The organism is Streptomyces sp. NPDC020681 (genome assembly GCF_044334895.1).
Classification (GTDB): Bacteria; Actinomycetota; Actinomycetes; order Streptomycetales; family Streptomycetaceae; genus Streptomyces.
This window is the reverse complement of the sequence record NZ_JBIRTX010000005.1, coordinates 565,761-581,556: the sequence shown is the minus strand read 5'-3', so window position 1 is coordinate 581,556 and position 15,796 is coordinate 565,761. Positions and strand designations below refer to the sequence as shown.

Sequence of the window (15,796 nt, the reverse complement as noted above, 5' to 3'; positions counted from 1 at the left end):
GCAGCGGATGACCACGGAGGACTTCCGGGCGCTGTACGGGCGACTGCGCGACGGGGCCAGGACCGGGCCCGGCGACCGGCCCGGAGCGCTCGGCCACCTGACGCCCGAGCGGGTCGCGGCAGCCGCCGCCGAGGTCCGGCTCGGGCACACCGTGTCCCTGGCCGCGCCGGTCGAGACCCGGCCCGGCCCGGACAACCCCGAGCCCGCGCACCACTGGATGACCGGACCCGCCGCCGGTGACATCGAGGCGGACGGACTGCACTTCGCCCTCGACCGGATCGCCATGAACGTGCACGGGGACGCGGACAGCCATCTCGACGCGCTCTGCCATGTGCTGTTCGACGGCGAGCTGTTCAACGGGGTGCCGGCGAGCAGTGTGACGCCCGAGGGCGCCCGTTCGCTCTCCCTGGACGTGGTCCGGGACGGCATCGTCGGCCGAGGCGTGCTGCTGGACATCCCGCGGCTGCGCGGCGTGCCCTGGCTGGAGCCCGGCGACCATGTGACGGCCGGCGACCTGACCGCGGCGGAGGCCGCCCAAGGGGTCCGGGCCGGACCGGGGGACCTGCTGCTCGTCCGCGTGGGTCACCGCCGCCGGCGTGGCGAACTCGGCGCGTGGAACACGGCGCAGGCTCGGGCGGGCCTTCATCCGACGGCGCTGGGGTTCCTCGCCGAGCGGCAGATCGCGGTCCTCGGCTCGGACGGCAACAACGACACCGCCCCCAGCGCGGTGGCGGACATCGCGTTCCCCGTACATGTACTGGCCATGCACGCCATGGGAGTGCATCTGATGGACTACCTGCAGTTCGAGGAGCTGGCCCCGGTCTGCGAACAGGCGGGCCGCTGGAGTTTTCTGTGCGTGGTCGCCCCGCTGCGGCTGCCAGGCGCCACGGGCTCTCCCGTGAACCCGATCGCCGTGCTGTGAGCGGGGCCCTGAGGGCTGTCCGGTCGCCGTTCACCGGGAGGGCGGATACGTTCGAATGGGTGGGAAGGCATGGTCTCCGCGGCGCGGAGTGACAGGTCCTGGGGCCAGTCAGGGCCGTGAGCGCAAGGACGGTGGTCGTTGTGGGCGACACCTCCCACTACGACGTCATCATCATCGGTACCGGCGCCGGCGGCGGCACCCTCGCCCACCGGCTCGCCCCCTCCGGCAAACGGGTACTCCTGCTCGAACGCGGCGACTACCTGCCGCGTGAACGGGACAACTGGGACTCCACCGCCGTGTTCGTGAAGGGCAAGTACCGGGCCCCGGAGTTCTGGTTCGACAAACACGGCAACGAGTTCCCGCCCGAGGTCAACTACTACGTCGGCGGAAACACCAAGTTCTACGGCGCCGCCCTCTTCCGGCTGCGGCCCGAGGACTTCGGCGAAATCCGTCACCACGGCGGACTCTCGCCCGCCTGGCCGATCCAGTACGAGGAACTGGAGCCGTACTACACCCAGGCCGAGCACCTCTATCTCGTGCACGGACGGCACGGCGAGGACCCCGGCGAAGGTCCGGCGAGCGCGCAGTACGCCTTCCCGCCCGTCGAACACGAGCCGCGCATCCAGCAGTTGAGCGACGATCTGACCAAGCACGGTCTGCACCCCTTCCATCTGCCGATCGGCGTCAACCTCAGCCAGGACGGCAACGGGCGGGCCACCCACTCCAGCGTCTGCATCCGCTGCAACCGGGTGGACGGCTTCCCCTGTCTGGTGCGCGGCAAGTCCGACGCCCAGGTGATCTGCGTGGAACCCGCCCTCCAGCACCCCAACGTCGAGATGATCACCAACGCCCATGTGGTCCGGCTGGAGACCGACGCGACCGGGCGCAGCGTCAACGCGGTGGTCACCCGGCTCGCCGACGGCTCGGAGGTCCGGTTCGCGGCGGACGTCGTGGTCGTCTCGTGCGGCGCGGTCAACTCCGCCGCCCTGCTGCTGGCCTCGGCGAACGACCAGCACCCCCGAGGCCTTGCGAACAGCTCCGACGTGGTGGGCCGCCACTACATGCGGCACAACAACCTGGCCCTGATGGCCATTTCGAAGGAACCCAACGACACCCAGTTTCAGAAGACCCTCGCTCTGCACGACTGGTACCTCGGCGCGGACGACTGGGAGTTCCCGCTGGGCGGCATCCAGATGCTGGGCAAGTCGGACGCCGAGCAGATCCACGGCGAAGCCCCGCGCTGGGCCGGAGCGGTCTCTCCGGACATGCCGTTCGAGGTGCTGGCGCATCACGCGGTGGACTTCTGGCTGTGCGGTGAAGACCTCCCGCTGCCGGAAAACCGGGTCACGCTGGACGGCGACGGCGGTATCCACCTCGCCCTCGACGAGACGAGCAACGTCGAAGGTCTGAAGCGGCTGAGGCACAAACTCCAGGGCATGCTCGGTCATTTGGGCATGCACGAGCACCGGATGCTGTCCCACAGCATCTATCTCCACAAGGGCATGCCGATCGGCGCCACCGCGCACCAGGCGGGCACCGCACGGTTCGGCACCGACCCGGCCGCCTCCGCCCTGGACGTCAACTGCAAGGCCCACGACCTCGACAACCTCTACGTCGTCGACACGAGCTTCTTTCCGAGCATCGGCGCGGTCAACCCGTCTCTGACGGCCATGGCCAACGCTCTGCGGGTCGGCGACCACATCCTCGCCCGACTGAACTGACCGCTGGGCCGACCGGGCGAAGTACGCCCGCCCAATGGCCCAACAGCGGCTCGCCTGCCTGCCACCGGCCGCGGCCGGTGGTTGCGTGACGCCCGGGTCCGGCCGGCTGCGGCCGGGCGGACCGGGGCCGCGCAGCGAGGAGGCAGGACACCGTGGATTCCGCATCGGGCGCACCACACGGCGTGATTCCGACACAACTGCTGAAGGGCCAGAAGGCACTGGTCACCGGCGCCAACTCCGGAATCGGCAAGGCCACGGCCATCGGTCTCGGCCGGGCGGGCGCCGATGTGGTCGTCAACTACGTGGCCGGCCGCGAGGAAGCCGAGAAGGTGGTCGAGGAGATCACCTCGTTCGGAGTGCGCGCTGCGGCCTACGAGGCGGACGTGTCCCAGGAGGACCAGGTCGTCGCCATGATGGACCGGATGGTCCAGGAATTCGGCACGATCGACATCCTGGTCGCCAACGCGGGTCTGCAACGCGACGCCCCGCTCACCGAGATGACCCTCGCCCAGTGGCAGAAGGTCATCGACGTCAACCTCACCGGCCAGTTCCTGTGCGCCAGGGAGGCGACCAAGGAGTTCCGCCGCCGTGGGGTCGTACCCGAGGTGTCCTCCTCGGCCGGGAAGATCGTCTGCATGAGTTCGGTTCACCAGCTCATCCCTTGGTCCGGCCACGTCAACTACGCCTCGTCCAAGGGCGGCGTGCGGATGATGATGGCGACCCTGGCCCAGGAGCTCGCACCGCACAAGATCCGAGTGAACGCGGTCGCCCCCGGAGCCATCCGGACGCCGATCAACCGCGATGCCTGGGAGACGCCCGAGGCGTTGCAGGACTTGCTGAGGCTGATCCCGTACGGCCGGATCGGCGACCCCAAGGACATCTCCCACGCCGTTGTCGCACTCGCTTCCGACCTCATGGACTACGTGGTGGGGACCACGCTCTACGTCGACGGCGGCATGACCCTCTTCCCGGGCTTCGCCACCGGCGGCTGACCTTCTCCTGTACGTCCTGAACAGTGAAGGCGTCTATGCACACCTCGCTCCGTCTGCTGGCGGACGCCCCGGACCAACTGCTGCCGGCCCGGGAGCTGATGGCCTTCACCCTGGCCTCCCACATCATCCTGGTGCCCCTGGGCGTGGCGCTGCCCTTCATCACCCTGGTGATGCACTACCGCGGGCTGCGCCGCAAGGACGCCACCGCCCTGCTGCTGGCGCGGCGCTGGTCGGCCGTCATGGCGGTGCAGTTCGCGGTCGGCGTCGTCACCGGCACGGTGCTCTCCTTCGAGTTCGGGCTGCTCTGGCCGGGCCTGATGGGCAGGTGGGGTGATGTCTTCGGCATCGGATTCGGCGTGGAGGCATGGGCGTTCTTCCTCGAAGCCGTGCTCATCGCCATCTATCTGTACGGATGGCGGCGGCTGAAGCCCCGTACGCACTTCCTGCTCGCGCTGCCGCTCCCGGCGACCGCGCTGCTCGGGGCGTTCGGCATCCTGGCCGCCAACTCCTGGATGAACACCCCGCAGGGGTTCTCCCTCGACTCCGACGGCAATCCGGTCGACGTGAACATCTGGAAGGCGATCTTCACTCCGATGTTCGGGCCGCAGTACTGGCACTTCGTCGTGGCGATGCTGCTGACCGCGGGCTATGTGGTGGCCGGTGTCTACGCCGTGGGCTGGCTGCGCGGCCGACGGGACCACTACCACCGGCTCGGTTTCACCGTTCCCTTCACCATCGCCGCGGTAGCCACGCCGGTGCAGTTCGTGCTGGGCGACTCCATCGCCCGTTCCGTGTTCCACAAGCAGCCGGTGAAGTTCGCGGCCCTGGAAATCGTCTGGGAGACCGACACCCGCGTACCGGAGTACCTGTTCGGCCGACTACACCCGGACGGATCGGTCTCGGGCGGCATCAAGGTCCCGCTGCTCGACTCGATCCTGGCCGGATTCAGCCCGAACACCAAGGTGGTGGGCCTGACCTCCGTCCCGGCGGACGAACGGCCCACGGCCACTCAGGCGACCATCGCCCACTGGGCCTTCGACCTCATGGTCGTGATCGGCTCCGTACTGGTGCTGCTCGCTCTCTGGTACGGCCTGGTCTGGCTGCGGCACCGCCGGCTTCCCGCTTCCAAGTGGTTCTACGGCAGCGCGGCCTGCGCGGGCGTCGCCTCGGTGGTGGCCGTCGAATGCGGCTGGATCGCCACCGAGGTGGGACGCCAGCCCTGGATCGTCTACCAGAACATGCGGGTCTCCGAGGCGGTGACCTCGACCCGCTCCACCAGCCTGTGGATCATGCTGGGCGTGGTGATCGTGGTGTACGTGTTCATCTTCGGCTCGCTCCTCGCCGTCCTGCTCAAGATGCGCACCCGCTGGCGGCTCGCCGACGAACAGCGGGCCGCCGGACGCCCGGGCGAGGCACCGGAGACGGACACCCCGTACGGGCCGCGGGCACCTGTCCCTGCCGGGGACGCCGCCGCCCGCGGCGGCGGAGCCGCCCCGCCCGGGGACGGACGGCCGTGACCGCCGACCTGATCGCCGTGGTGCTGCTGCTCGCAGTGGCCGCGTACGCCTGCGCGGGCGGCACCGACTACGGCGCCGGCTTCTGGGATCTGACCGCCGGGAACGCGGAACGCGGGAAGCGTCCCAGGTGGCTCATCGACCACGCCATGGCTCCCGTGTGGGAGGTCAACAACGTCTGGCTGATCTTCATCTTCGTCATCATGTGGACCGGCTTCCCGACGCTGTTCCAGACCGTGTTCTCCGCGATGTGGCTCCCGCTGGCGCTGGCCGCCGTGGGCATGGTCCTGCGCGGCGCCGGCTTCGCTTTCCGCAAGCCCGCCCGGCGGCTCGTCGGCCGGCGGCTCTACGGTGCGGTGTTCGCCGTGGCCTCGCTCGTCACGCCGTTCTTTCTCGGCGCGGCCGTCGGCGGTGTCGCCTCGGGCCGTGTGGCGCCCGGTACCGAGGCCTCGGCGGACGCCTGGTCCAGCCCCACCTCCGTCATGTTCGGACTGGTCGCCATCGCGACCACCGCCTTCCTCGGCGCGGTGTTCCTCGCCGGGGACGCCCGCCGCTTCGAAGCGCCCGATCTGGTCGGCTACTTCCGGGGACGCGCGCTGGCCAGTCTCGCCGTGCTCGCCGTGCTGGCCGTGATCACGATGTTCGTCACGCATGAAGACGCTCCTCATGTGTGGCACGGACTCACCCACGGCCTCGGGCTGTTCTTCGTCGTCCTGGCCGGGGTGGCGACGCTCGTGACGGCGTGGCTGCTGCGGACGCCGGGCAACTGGGCTCGCGTCGCGGCCGTCGGGGTCGTCGCGTCCGCCATCATCGCCTGGGGCATGGCGCAGCGCCCCTACCTCATCCCCACCTCGCTGACCGTGGCCGACGGCGCGGGCGCACCCGCCACGCTGACCTGGCTGGCGTTCGTCACGCTGGTCGCCGTGGTCATCGTCGTGCCGGCCGTCGCCTTTCTGTACTGGCTGGACACCCACGGCGAACTGGAGGAACTCACCGACGCGGACCTGCGAAGCGGCGGTACGGACAGTGACGGTGCTGAAGGGAAGCCGCTGTGACCGACGACGAGATCCTTCTCGGCCTCGGGCTGACCGTGGTGCTCGCCACCGCCTCGCAGATCCTGGCGAGCAAGCTGCGCGTCCCGGCCCTGATCCTCCTGCTGCCGGTCGGGTTCGCCGCCGGTGCGCTGACGGATGTGATCCACCCGGACAAGCTGGTGGGAGAGGAGTTCTCCGCGCTGGTGTCCATGTCGGTCGCGGTGATTCTCTACGACGCCGGTCTGGGGCTCAATCTGCGCAAGCTCACCGGTCACACGCGCTGGATCGTGGGCAGGCTGCTGCTGCTCGGTGTCCTTGTCACGTTCCTGGTCACCGCGGCGGTGGCACCGGCGATGTTCGACATGCCGCTCAGAGTGGCCTGCATGCTCGGCGTGATCCTCGTCGTCTCGGGGCCGACAGTCGTAGGTCCGCTGCTCGAATTTGTGCGCCCGAAGGACAAGGTGCGACGCATCCTGATCTGGGAGGGGACGCTGACCGACCCGATCGGCGGCATCCTCGGAGCACTCGTCTTCCACGCCATTGCCACGACGCACCAAATCGACATCGGCCGGGGATACCAGCTGGGCCAGTTCGCCATCAGCATGGCCGTCGGTCTGGTCGGCGGAGCCGTGGGAACCGCGTTGCTGTGGCTGACGCTGCGTACCCTGCGGCTCGGTGAGACGCTCGGCACGCTGGCGCAACTGGCCACGGTGATCGCCGTGTCGGCGGGCTGCGACATCGTCCGGGACGACACGGGGCTCATCGCCGCGATTGTCACGGGACTCGCCGTCACCAACATCCGCGGATTCGACATGCCCGCTCGCCGGCCCTTCTTCGAGACGCTGGTTCAGCTGATCATCGGGCTGTTGTTCATCTCCATCTCCTCCACCGTCACTCCGGCCTCCCTGGTGCCCGTACTTCTTCCCGCGCTCGGCCTCATCGCGATCCTTGTCCTGTTGGTGCGCCCGCTCGTAGCCTTCGCCGCCACTTCAGGGTCGGGCCTGTCCTTCGGGGAGCGGGGCTTCATCGGGTGGATGGCTCCGCGCGGCATCGTCGCCGCCTCCACGGCGTCGGCCTTCGCGGCCAGCCTGGTCGACCAGGGGGTGGACGGAGCTGCCAGGATCCTTCCGGTCACCTTTCTGGTGATCGTGGGAACCGTCCTGCTGTACGCGCTGACGGCTGCGCCCATGGCCCGACGGCTGGGCGTCGTCGAACCGGCAGGCACCCGCATTCTCCTGGTGGGCGGCGAGCCGTGGGTGATCGAGATGGGAAGGGCCCTGCGGTCCGCCGGACTCGACGTGCTGATGTGGGCGGGGCTCGAGGAGGCGCGGCAGCGGATCAAGGGTGCGGGGATCGAGCTGGCCAAGGGCGATCTGCTGGCCACGGCCACCAACCCCGGGGCACGGCTGGAGGGAGTGACGGCCGTGTTCCTGGCCACCGACGACGACGATTTCAACGCGCTCGCCTCGGTCATGATGCAGGACAACGTCGAGGGCCCCGTCTACCGCGTCGGACCACCGCACGAAGGCCACGGAGTCGTTGCCCCCTACACCGGCGGGGACATTCTCTTCGGCGGATCGCTGGTCCGTCACGTCCTGGCCGCGCGCTACGAGCGCGGAGCCCGTTTCGTGGTTCAGCCCGCCTCCGCTCCAGTCCCGTCGGAGCACGACACGCTCTTCGTCGTACGGGCCAACCGCAGGCTGGAGCCGGTCACCGAGAAGCAGCGGATCGTCCCGCAGGAAGGCGACACGGTCGTACTGCTGGGGTCCGGCACGTCCGGTGCGTCTGACACGTCCGGCACGTCAGGCACGTCAGGCCAGTGAGGCGGAACTCTCCCGAGGGCCGCTCGGCTACTTGCCGGCCTCACGTTCCCGCGTCAGGTACGTGTCCAGGGTGATCGCCGCATCGATCAGCGCGAGGTGAGTGAAGGCCTGCGGGAAGTTGCCCAGCTGCCGTCCCGTCAGGTCGATTTCCTCGGAGTACAGGCCCAGGTGGTTGGCGTACGTGAGCATCTTCTCCAGCACGAGTCGCGCCTGATCGGTCCGCCCGGCCCGCGCCAGAGCGTCGACGTACATGAACGTGCACAGGGAGAAGGTCCCTTCGGAGCCGCGCAGTCCGTCGGGCGACGCCTCGGGGTTGTAGCGGTAGACCAGGCTGTCGGACACGAGCTCGCGGTCCATCGCGTCCAGAGTCGACTTCCACATCGGATCGTCAGGGGTGATGAAACCTACGGTCGGCATGCGCAGCAGCGAGGAGTCGAGCACATCGCTGCCGTAGTGCTGCACGAAGGCCTTGCGCTCCCGATCCCAGCCCTTTGCCAGAACCTGTTCGTAAATCCTGTCCCGCTCGGTCATCCAGCGCCCGCGGGGTGCCGGACGGCCGCTCGCCGACGAGAGCCGCAGAGCGCGGTCGAAGGCGACCCAGGACATCACCCGGCCGTAGGTGAAGTTCTGCCGACCGCCGCGGGTCTCCCACAGGCCTTCGCCGGGCTGATCCCAGTGGTCGACCAGCCAGTCGAGGAGTGTGAGCAGTGAGGTCCAGCCCCTGTTGTCGAGCTGGATGCCACGCCGGTGGGCGAAGTAGATGCTGTCCAGCGCCTCGCCGTAGACGTCCAGTTGCAGCTGGTTCGCGGCTCCGTTGCCGATACGCACCGGGGCGGAACCGCGGTATCCCTCCCAGTGCTCCAGGATCTCCTCCACCAGGTCGGACGAGCCGTCGACCCGGTACATGACGTTCAGCGGTCCCGTGCTGTCGGCGTCGTTGCGGGCCTCTTCCTTCACCCGGTCGCGCAACCAGCCGATGAACGCCGTTGCCTCTTCCTTGAAGCCCAGGCCCAGCAGCGCATACACCGAGAAGGAGGCATCGCGGATCCAGGTGAACCGGTAGTCCCAGTTGCGCTCGCCGCCCAGCTGCTCCGGCAGGCCCGCCGTGGGAGCCGCGACCAGGGCCCCGCTCGGTGCGTACGTCATCAGCTTCAGTGTCACGGCCGAGCGTTCCACCGCCTCGCGCCAGCGGCCGGAGTAACGGGACTGGCCGAGCCACGACCGCCAGAAGTGGATTGTTTCCTCGAAAAGCCGCTGGAATTCCGCGACTCGGATTTCACGCGGGGGCCCGTCGGGCGACGACTCCATGATGAGACCGCGCTGCTGGCCCGCTTGCAGGGTCAGCTCGAAATGCAGGTCCCGGTCTCCCGAGAGCATGCTCAGCAGCCGCTCGTCCTCCGGCTCACGGACGGGGTGGACGGCCAGTTCCAGTCCCTCGGAGGCAAACACCGCTCCGTGCGCGGTGATGTGCAACTCGTGCGGCTTTCGGCCGTAGTCGAATCGCGGGGCGATGTCCACCTCGAATGCCATGCTGCCACGCACGCAGCGCAACATGCGTACGAGGCAGTGGCGGTCGGTTGCCGTGGTCCCGGTCACCGGCATGAAGTCGACGACTTCGCCCGCGCCGGCCTCGGTCATGAAGCGGGTCACCAGAATTGCGGTGTCGGGAAAATACAACTGCTTGGTCGTGTACGTCTTGGCGGACGGCCTGGCGGTGAAGTGCCCGCCTTTTTCCCGGTCCAGCAGAGCGCCGAACACACTGGGCGAATCGAAGCGCGGACAGCAGAACCAGTCGATGGTCCCGTCCGTGCTCACCAGGGCCGCCGTCTGCAGATCACCGATCAGGCCGTGGTTCTCGATCAGCGGGTAGTCGTCCATCATGACCCTCTTTCGGCGAGTGCCGTGGGGCCAGCCTAAGCACGGAATTACGCTCGGTCCTGCCGAGTGGGCGGGCGTCCGCCAGGGTGGCCACGTCCTGCTGCTGCGCCCTTCCGTGAACGGCCTTACCGTGGATTCAAGGCCGTTCCGAGCCGGAACTGGAGGGTGCCCTGTGCCCCGCTGCCGAGCACCGGTTTCCTCGAGTCAAGGGGTTCGTACGTGCGCGCCATGATGTCCTGGGCGTCCGTATTCAGGCTGCGGCAGTACGCAAAGTCAAGCCTGTGGATCGTGCCGCTGTTCGGACTCGTGCTGGGCGTCATTCTTGCCGAATGCGCCATTGCGGCGGACGGCGCGGACTGGCCGCCGAGCGGCTGGCGCTATTCGGCGACCACGGCGAGCGGTGTGCTCAGTGCCATTGTCGGGGCGATGGTTGCGCTGCTCGGATTTGTTGTGACCATTGGCGTTCTCGTCGTCCAGCAAGCCACCGGAACACTGTCCCCGCGATATATGCGCCTGTGGTACCGCGACCGGCTGCAAAAGGCCGTGCTGGCCACCTTCACCGGGACGTTCGCGTTCGCCTTCTCCCTGCTGCGCAGCATCGAGGCGAACTCCGTCCCCGACCTCGGAGTCACTCTGGCCGGCGTGGCGGTGGCCGTCAGCCTGCTGCTCCTGCTCGTCTATCTCAACCGGTTCACGCACAACCTCAGGCCCGTGGCCATCGCCGATCTCGTCGGACGCATGGGGGAGGACGTCTTTGCCCGCGGGGCACTGGCGATCCGTCGGGCCGCGCCACGCCAGGACAAGCCCGTGCCGTCCGGCGGCCCGGTGGCGCGTATTCACTGCGAACACGGCGGTGCCATCCAGGCATTCAACGCCGCCGGGCTGGTGGCTGAGGCGGCGCGCCACGACTGCACCTTCGTCGTGCCCCATCTGATCGGGGACTTCGTACCGCCCGGCGCCGTCCTCGTCGAGGTCCACGGCGGCACATCGGCGTCCGATGTCCATGGCGGCAGATCTGTGCCGGATCCGGATCGGGTGACGGGTCTTGTCGCCCTCGGGCCCGAGCGCACCATCGAGCAGGACCCCGCCTTCGCCCTGCGGATTCTCGTCGACATCGCCATCCGGGCACTCTCCCCGGCGGTGAACGACCCCACGACCGCGGTGCAAGTGCTCAACCACGTCGAGTCGTTCCTGCACGTGACCGGCGGCTCGCCCTTGCCCGGCCGCTATGTGCTGGCCGACGGCCATGGCCGGCCGCGGCTCGTGCTGCGGGGGCGTGACTGGGAGAACTACCTTCAGCTCGCCGTCTCCGAGATCCGTGACTACGGAGCATCGTCCATGCAGGTCTGCCGACGGCTCCGCGCACTGCTCGAAGGCCTGCTAGACACCCTGCCGGCGGCACATCTGCCGGCCGTGCGAACGGAGTTGGTGCTGCTGCAGGAGTCGGTCGAGCGGGAGTTCACCGACCCGGCGCGCCGTGCCATCGCGCAGGAGGCCGACCGTCAGGGCATCGGCGGGGAGCACCGGGCCCAGCAATAGCGCGCCGCGTGCCGACGTTTCTGGTGGCTCGCGCGAGGCGTGGGACACGTATTGGTCGTCGTCCAACAACTCACCTCTTCCAGGCAGTTCCCCGGTGTACGGTCGTCGCCGGTGACGCCGAGTCAGAGGCTGGAGTTGCGGGATGGGGAGCGGCATTCGCTACCGGGTCGAGCGGGCCGCGTTGGCGCTGATGGCCACGGCCGGCATCGCGGTTCTGATCGCGGATCTCTTCGGGTGGCTCGACAAGCTCGCTCCCGGTGGCGCACTTCCGAAGATCACGTTGCTCATCCTGAGCACCGTCACCCTGTTCCTCCTGATGGAGCTCGATCGCCTCAGAGTCCTCGACGACGTCACCGCGCAGTTGTCCAGGCTCGACGCCGATGTCAACACGCAGCTCTCCAAGCTGGACATCGACCGCATCGCCCGCGAGCTCCAGCAGGAGCACTACGGCGGCGTGCTGCAGGTGCACCGGCGCTTTCCCGAAGAGATGTTCACCAGGTTCGTGGAGACCTCCACCCGGGAAGTGACCATTCTGCAGACCTGGATACCCAACCTTCACCGCTTCGAGGAGGCGCTGGAGAAGGCCGTCGCCGACCGGCGGGTGCAGGTGCGCGTCCTGTTGCTGCACCCGTCGTCGCCCGTGGCCCGGTTGCGCGACGAGGCGTTGCGCACCGTACGGGATCCCGCCCTCGAGCAGGACGTGAAGGCTAGTGTCGAACGGTGTCTGTCCATCCTCGGATCCGTCTTCCGGCGCGTTCCGGAGGAGGGGCGGGCGCGGCTTCAGGTGCGCGTGTACAACTCTCTGCCGTCGGTCGCCGTGTACAAGGCCGACGAGCACTATCTGGTCAGCTCGTTCCTGCACGGACAGCTCGCCATCGACTCCACTCAGATCGAGATCGACGGCGGCGACACCGTGATGGGCAGGGAGGTCCAGCGGGAGCTGGACACGTTGTGGAGCATCGGCGGCGATGTGGATCTCCGCAACTGGCGCACCTCGGTCGACACCATCCGCCTGTGATCCGGGGAGAGTTGGAGAATCACGGTCATGCAAGCAACGGTCATGCAGGAACTGGACAGGTTCGAGGACGAACTCATCGAGCGGTTCAAGGAGCATCCGGTACTGGCGAACATCGGGCGGCTCTCGGACGACGACTTCGCGGCGGTCCTGCTTCAACGGCGCTTTCTGTCGCTCGCGTTCACCCCGTCCTACGACCTGGCGATCGACCTGCTGCGTGACGAGGCCGGGCTGCGGATCGCGCGGGTCATCCTGCGCGAGGAGTATCCGGACAGCCTCGGGCACACACCCTCGCACCGTGAGGACATGAAGGAGGATCTGCTGCGGCTCGGCGTCTCCAGGAGGGCCGTCGTCGAGTCGAGGCCGACGGCGGCGACGATGAGTGCGATCAACGACAGCTTTGAGCTGATCGCCGACGCGGGCCGCCGTGACAACGCCGATCTGCGGCTGCTGACGATCCTGCGGTTCTGGGGCGAGGTCCTGGTCTCCATCGAATACGGGCAGCTGTGGGAGCGGATGGCGCCGTTGCTGACGCGCGACGGCGAGAACCTCTCACGCTTCTACTACCCGCACCATGTCCATGACGCCAAGGCGCACTCGCTCGCCAACGTGTCCCTCCTGTCCGCCACGCACTCCGATCGTCTGGCCACGCGGTTGACCGAACTCCTGGCCCGCGAGGATTCGACCGACTGCTTCAAGGAAGTGGAGCAGCGGTCCCTCGAGCTCAAGGTGGGCTTCTACGACCAGTTCCTGCCGGTACTGGACCGCGTCGGGATCTGAACCCGGGGCTCCGGTCCCGGCCCGGTCCCGGCCCGGTCCCGGCCCGGGGATCAGAGTTCGCGGTGGACCTTGGAGTTGGATGCCTGGGCGCGGGGGCGGACCACCAGGAGGTCTATGTTGACGTGCGGTGGCCGGGTGACCGCCCAGGTGATGGTGTCGGCCACGTCCGAGGCGGTCAGCGGCTCGGCCACGCCCGCGTAGACCTTCTCCGCCCGCTCCGTGTCGCCGCGGAAGCGGGTCGTCGCGAACTCCTCCGTCTTGACCATCCCCGGCGCGATCTCGATCACCCGGACCGGTGTGCCGACGATTTCGAGACGGAGCGTTTCGGCGAGGACATGGGCACCGTGCTTGGCGGCGACATAGCCGCCGCCGCCCTCGTAGGTCGCGAGACCCGCGGTGGAGGAGAGGACCACGACCGTGCCGTTGCCGCCGGCGGTGAGGGTGGGGAGGAGGGCCTGGGTGGTGTTGAGGGTGCCGATGACATTGACCTCGAACATCGTGCGCCAGTCGGCGGGGTCGCCGGTGGCGACGGCGTCCGCGCCCAGTGCGCCGCCGGCGTTGTTGACGAGGACGTCGCAGCGGTCGAGGGACGCGGCGAAGGCGTCGACGGCCGGGCGGTCGGTGACATCGAGGGCGTACGCCGTGGCCCGGTGTCCCGCGCCCGTGAGCTCGGCGGCGAGCGCTTCGATGCGGTCCTTGCGGCGGGCGGTGAGGACGACGTGGTACCCGGCGGCGGCGAGTCCGCGGGCGGTGGCCGCGCCGATGCCGCTGCTGGCTCCGGTGATGACGGCGACGGGGTTGCCGGGTGTCCCAGTGGCGGTCATGTCGTACTCCTCGCGCATGTGATCGATACGCGGCCAGGATAGGCGGGGGCAGGGAGCGGCCGGTCAGCGGCTGCGCGGTACGTACATGATCAACGCCATGCCCGCCAGGCAGACGAGCGCCCCGATCACGTCCCAGCGGTCCGGGCGGTAGCCGTCGGCGACCATGCCCCATGCGATGGAGCCCGCCACGAAGACCCCGCCGTACGCCGCGAGGATCCGGCCGAACTCGCCCTGCGGCTGGAGCGTTGCCACAAAGCCGTACGCGCCGAGTGCAATGACGCCCGCGCCGATCCAGATCCAGCCGCGGTGCTCCTTGAAGCCCTGCCAGACGAGCCAGGCTCCGCCGATCTCGAAGACTGCGGCGACGACGAAGAGTGCGGCGGAACGGACGACGAGCATGGGCTCAGCGTGCCATGGGCGCTGTACCGGTACGGCGTGGGGCCGAGACTCGCCGGGGTTGACGGCCTCTCAGGTGCAAACCGGCATAAAAGGTATCTTCGGCTTATGTGTCTGATGCGCAAGGTGCTGCTCGCGGTGTCGGCGGCAGTGGTGATGGTGGTCGGTTTGGGAGCGAGTGCGGGTGCGTCCCGGATGATCGCTCCGGAGGCGGATGTGGCGTACCACGGTCATGTCTCGCTGACCGGTGGGAGGCTCGGGGTCTCGCTGGAGCCCGAGAGTCATGGCCCGGCGAGTCTTGTGAACGCGACCTTGAAGCTGTCCTTCTCCGTGCCGCTGGCGGGTGCTCAGGTGCTGCCGGAAGGGTGTCTGTGGGGCGCCGAGAACGTGGTGCTCTGCGCGACGGGGCCGATGAAGGCGGGCGGCCCCGGCCGCACGATCGCACTCGATCTGCGGACCGTGGGCGCGCCGGACGAGGTGATCGTGAAGATCGGCACGCACTGGAACGGCGGCGCGACCGACCGGAACCCCGACAACAACGAGCACGAAGTGCTGGTGCCGGCGACCGGAGACGCGTACGTCTTCTGAGCGGGCGGCTGTCGAAGCCGGCGCGCGGGCGGGCGCTTCGGGGACACTGGGCGGGTGATTGTCGAACGCGCGTACGCCCACCTCGCCTCCTACGACGAGGCCGCCTGGCCCTGGTCCGTGCCCTGCGTCCGGCAACTGCTCGACGAGGGGCTGCGCTTCACCGCGCCGGTGACCTTTCTGGTCGGCGAGAACGGCTCGGGCAAGTCGACCCTGGTCGAGGCGCTGGCGGAGGGCTTCGGCCTGGACTCGTACGGCGGCTCGCACGACTGGAAGTACGCCTCGCCCCGCGGCAAGTCGCTGCTCGGCGAGCTCATGCGGTTCGACGCCGCTCCGCGCGGACGCCGGATGGCCACCAGCTGGGCGGCGCGCAAGGGCTTCTTCCTGCGGGCCGAGACGGCGCTCGACGCGCTGGACCGTGAGGGGTTCGCGCCCGATTCGGTCAGCCATGGCGAGGGCTTTCTCGCGGCGTTCCGCGGCAAGTTCCGCCACGCCGGGCTCTATGTGATGGATGAGCCGGAGGCGGCGCTCTCCTTCTCGTCCTGCCTCGAACTGATCGGCCATGTCGACCAGTTGGTGAAGGCGGGCGGCCAGATCATCTGCGCCACACACTCTCCGCTGCTCACTGCTCTGCCAGGCGCGGACATCGTAGAGGTCGGCGAGCACGGCATGCGGCGGGTCGGCTGGAGCGAGCTCGGAGTCGTCGACCACTGGCGTCGCTACCTCGCCGATCCACAGGCCTACCTGCGGCACATCCTCGACTAGGCGGCCGG

Annotated in this window: 14 protein-coding genes; 11 read left to right on the top strand and 3 right to left on the bottom strand. The window is 68.7% G+C overall.

Annotation, left to right across the window (positions count from 1 at the left end):
* Positions 1 to 7: 7 nt before the first annotated feature.
* The 6 genes from ACH4YL_RS15665 (at position 8) to ACH4YL_RS15640 (ending at position 8,006) form a co-directional block, all read left to right on the top strand.
* Positions 8 to 922 carry a cyclase family protein gene (locus tag ACH4YL_RS15665; protein ID WP_398507837.1) on the top strand — a complete coding sequence of 305 codons (915 nt, stop codon included), beginning with the start codon at positions 8 to 10 and terminating at the stop codon, positions 920 to 922.
* 140 nt (positions 923 to 1,062) lie between these two features.
* Complete coding sequence (locus ACH4YL_RS15660; protein WP_398507897.1) at positions 1,063 to 2,643, top strand: GMC oxidoreductase; 1,581 nt, start codon at positions 1,063 to 1,065, stop codon at positions 2,641 to 2,643.
* Positions 2,644 to 2,840: 197 nt separating this feature from the next.
* Positions 2,841 to 3,635 (top strand): SDR family oxidoreductase, encoded by a 795-nt coding sequence (locus ACH4YL_RS15655; protein WP_398507896.1) that lies wholly within the window; start codon positions 2,841 to 2,843, stop codon positions 3,633 to 3,635.
* Between the two features lie 35 nt (positions 3,636 to 3,670).
* Complete coding sequence (locus ACH4YL_RS15650; protein ID WP_398507836.1) at positions 3,671 to 5,152, top strand: cytochrome ubiquinol oxidase subunit I; 1,482 nt, start codon at positions 3,671 to 3,673, stop codon at positions 5,150 to 5,152.
* Positions 5,149 to 6,204: a cytochrome d ubiquinol oxidase subunit II gene (locus ACH4YL_RS15645; protein ID WP_398507835.1), complete on the top strand. Its 1,056-nt coding sequence runs from the start codon at positions 5,149 to 5,151 to the stop codon at positions 6,202 to 6,204. Before ACH4YL_RS15650 ends, ACH4YL_RS15645 begins: the two co-directional genes overlap by 4 nt.
* A complete protein-coding gene (locus ACH4YL_RS15640) occupies positions 6,201 to 8,006 on the top strand; it encodes a cation:proton antiporter (protein ID WP_398507834.1) in 1,806 nt (601 codons plus the stop codon). The genes ACH4YL_RS15645 and ACH4YL_RS15640 overlap by 4 nt, the downstream gene beginning before the upstream one ends.
* 27 nt (positions 8,007 to 8,033) lie before the next feature.
* On the opposite strand, the gene ACH4YL_RS15635 is transcribed toward ACH4YL_RS15640, so the two are convergent.
* A complete protein-coding gene (locus tag ACH4YL_RS15635) occupies positions 8,034 to 9,932 on the bottom strand; it encodes a glycoside hydrolase family 15 protein (RefSeq protein ID WP_398507895.1) in 1,899 nt (632 codons plus the stop codon).
* Positions 9,933 to 10,112: 180 nt separating this feature from the next.
* Here ACH4YL_RS15635 and ACH4YL_RS15630 point away from each other — a divergent pair, with 180 nt between their 5' ends.
* The 3 genes from ACH4YL_RS15630 to ACH4YL_RS15620 all read left to right on the top strand — a co-directional run bounded on the left by ACH4YL_RS15630 (position 10,113) and on the right by ACH4YL_RS15620 (position 13,218).
* Positions 10,113 to 11,423 carry a DUF2254 domain-containing protein gene (locus ACH4YL_RS15630; RefSeq protein ID WP_398507894.1) on the top strand — a complete coding sequence of 437 codons (1,311 nt, stop codon included), beginning with the start codon at positions 10,113 to 10,115 and terminating at the stop codon, positions 11,421 to 11,423.
* Positions 11,424 to 11,565: 142 nt separating this feature from the next.
* Entirely contained in the window at positions 11,566 to 12,441 is an 876-nt protein-coding gene (locus ACH4YL_RS15625; protein WP_398507833.1) for a hypothetical protein, read from the top strand.
* 27 nt (positions 12,442 to 12,468) lie between these two features.
* Positions 12,469 to 13,218, top strand: coding sequence for a hypothetical protein (locus ACH4YL_RS15620; protein ID WP_398507832.1), 750 nt, complete (start codon positions 12,469 to 12,471; stop codon positions 13,216 to 13,218).
* 50 nt (positions 13,219 to 13,268) lie between these two features.
* Here ACH4YL_RS15620 and ACH4YL_RS15615 read toward each other — a convergent pair whose 3' ends face one another.
* Together ACH4YL_RS15615 and ACH4YL_RS15610 are read right to left on the bottom strand one after the other, a co-directional pair.
* Positions 13,269 to 14,042 (bottom strand): SDR family NAD(P)-dependent oxidoreductase, encoded by a 774-nt coding sequence (locus tag ACH4YL_RS15615; RefSeq protein WP_398507831.1) that lies wholly within the window; start codon positions 14,040 to 14,042, stop codon positions 13,269 to 13,271.
* 63 nt (positions 14,043 to 14,105) lie between these two features.
* Positions 14,106 to 14,441 carry a YnfA family protein gene (locus tag ACH4YL_RS15610; RefSeq protein WP_398507830.1) on the bottom strand — a complete coding sequence of 112 codons (336 nt, stop codon included), beginning with the start codon at positions 14,439 to 14,441 and terminating at the stop codon, positions 14,106 to 14,108.
* Between the two features lie 105 nt (positions 14,442 to 14,546).
* Here ACH4YL_RS15610 and ACH4YL_RS15605 point away from each other — a divergent pair, with 105 nt between their 5' ends.
* Together ACH4YL_RS15605 and ACH4YL_RS15600 are read left to right on the top strand one after the other, a co-directional pair.
* Complete coding sequence (locus ACH4YL_RS15605; protein WP_398507829.1) at positions 14,547 to 15,026, top strand: hypothetical protein; 480 nt, start codon at positions 14,547 to 14,549, stop codon at positions 15,024 to 15,026.
* A gap of 54 nt (positions 15,027 to 15,080) precedes the next feature.
* Positions 15,081 to 15,788, top strand: a complete 708-nt coding sequence (locus tag ACH4YL_RS15600; RefSeq protein WP_398507828.1) for an AAA family ATPase — start codon at positions 15,081 to 15,083, stop codon at positions 15,786 to 15,788.
* The last annotated feature ends 8 nt before the right edge of the window (positions 15,789 to 15,796 follow it).

What these genes read in the sequence shown, in the direction of transcription:
- ACH4YL_RS15605 (WP_398507829.1), top strand. Translation starts at nt 14,547, where the DNA reads ATGTGTCTGATGCGCAAGGTGCTGCTCGCGGTGTCGGCGGCAGTGGTG.
- ACH4YL_RS15615 (WP_398507831.1), bottom strand. Translation starts at nt 14,042, where the DNA reads ATGACCGCCACTGGGACACCCGGCAACCCCGTCGCCGTCATCACCGGA.
- ACH4YL_RS15650 (WP_398507836.1), top strand. Translation starts at nt 3,671, where the DNA reads ATGCACACCTCGCTCCGTCTGCTGGCGGACGCCCCGGACCAACTGCTG.
- ACH4YL_RS15625 (WP_398507833.1), top strand. Translation starts at nt 11,566, where the DNA reads ATGGGGAGCGGCATTCGCTACCGGGTCGAGCGGGCCGCGTTGGCGCTG.
- ACH4YL_RS15630 (WP_398507894.1), top strand. Translation starts at nt 10,113, where the DNA reads ATGATGTCCTGGGCGTCCGTATTCAGGCTGCGGCAGTACGCAAAGTCA.
- ACH4YL_RS15665 (WP_398507837.1), top strand. Translation starts at nt 8, where the DNA reads ATGACCACGGAGGACTTCCGGGCGCTGTACGGGCGACTGCGCGACGGG.
- ACH4YL_RS15610 (WP_398507830.1), bottom strand. Translation starts at nt 14,441, where the DNA reads ATGCTCGTCGTCCGTTCCGCCGCACTCTTCGTCGTCGCCGCAGTCTTC.
- ACH4YL_RS15620 (WP_398507832.1), top strand. Translation starts at nt 12,469, where the DNA reads ATGCAAGCAACGGTCATGCAGGAACTGGACAGGTTCGAGGACGAACTC.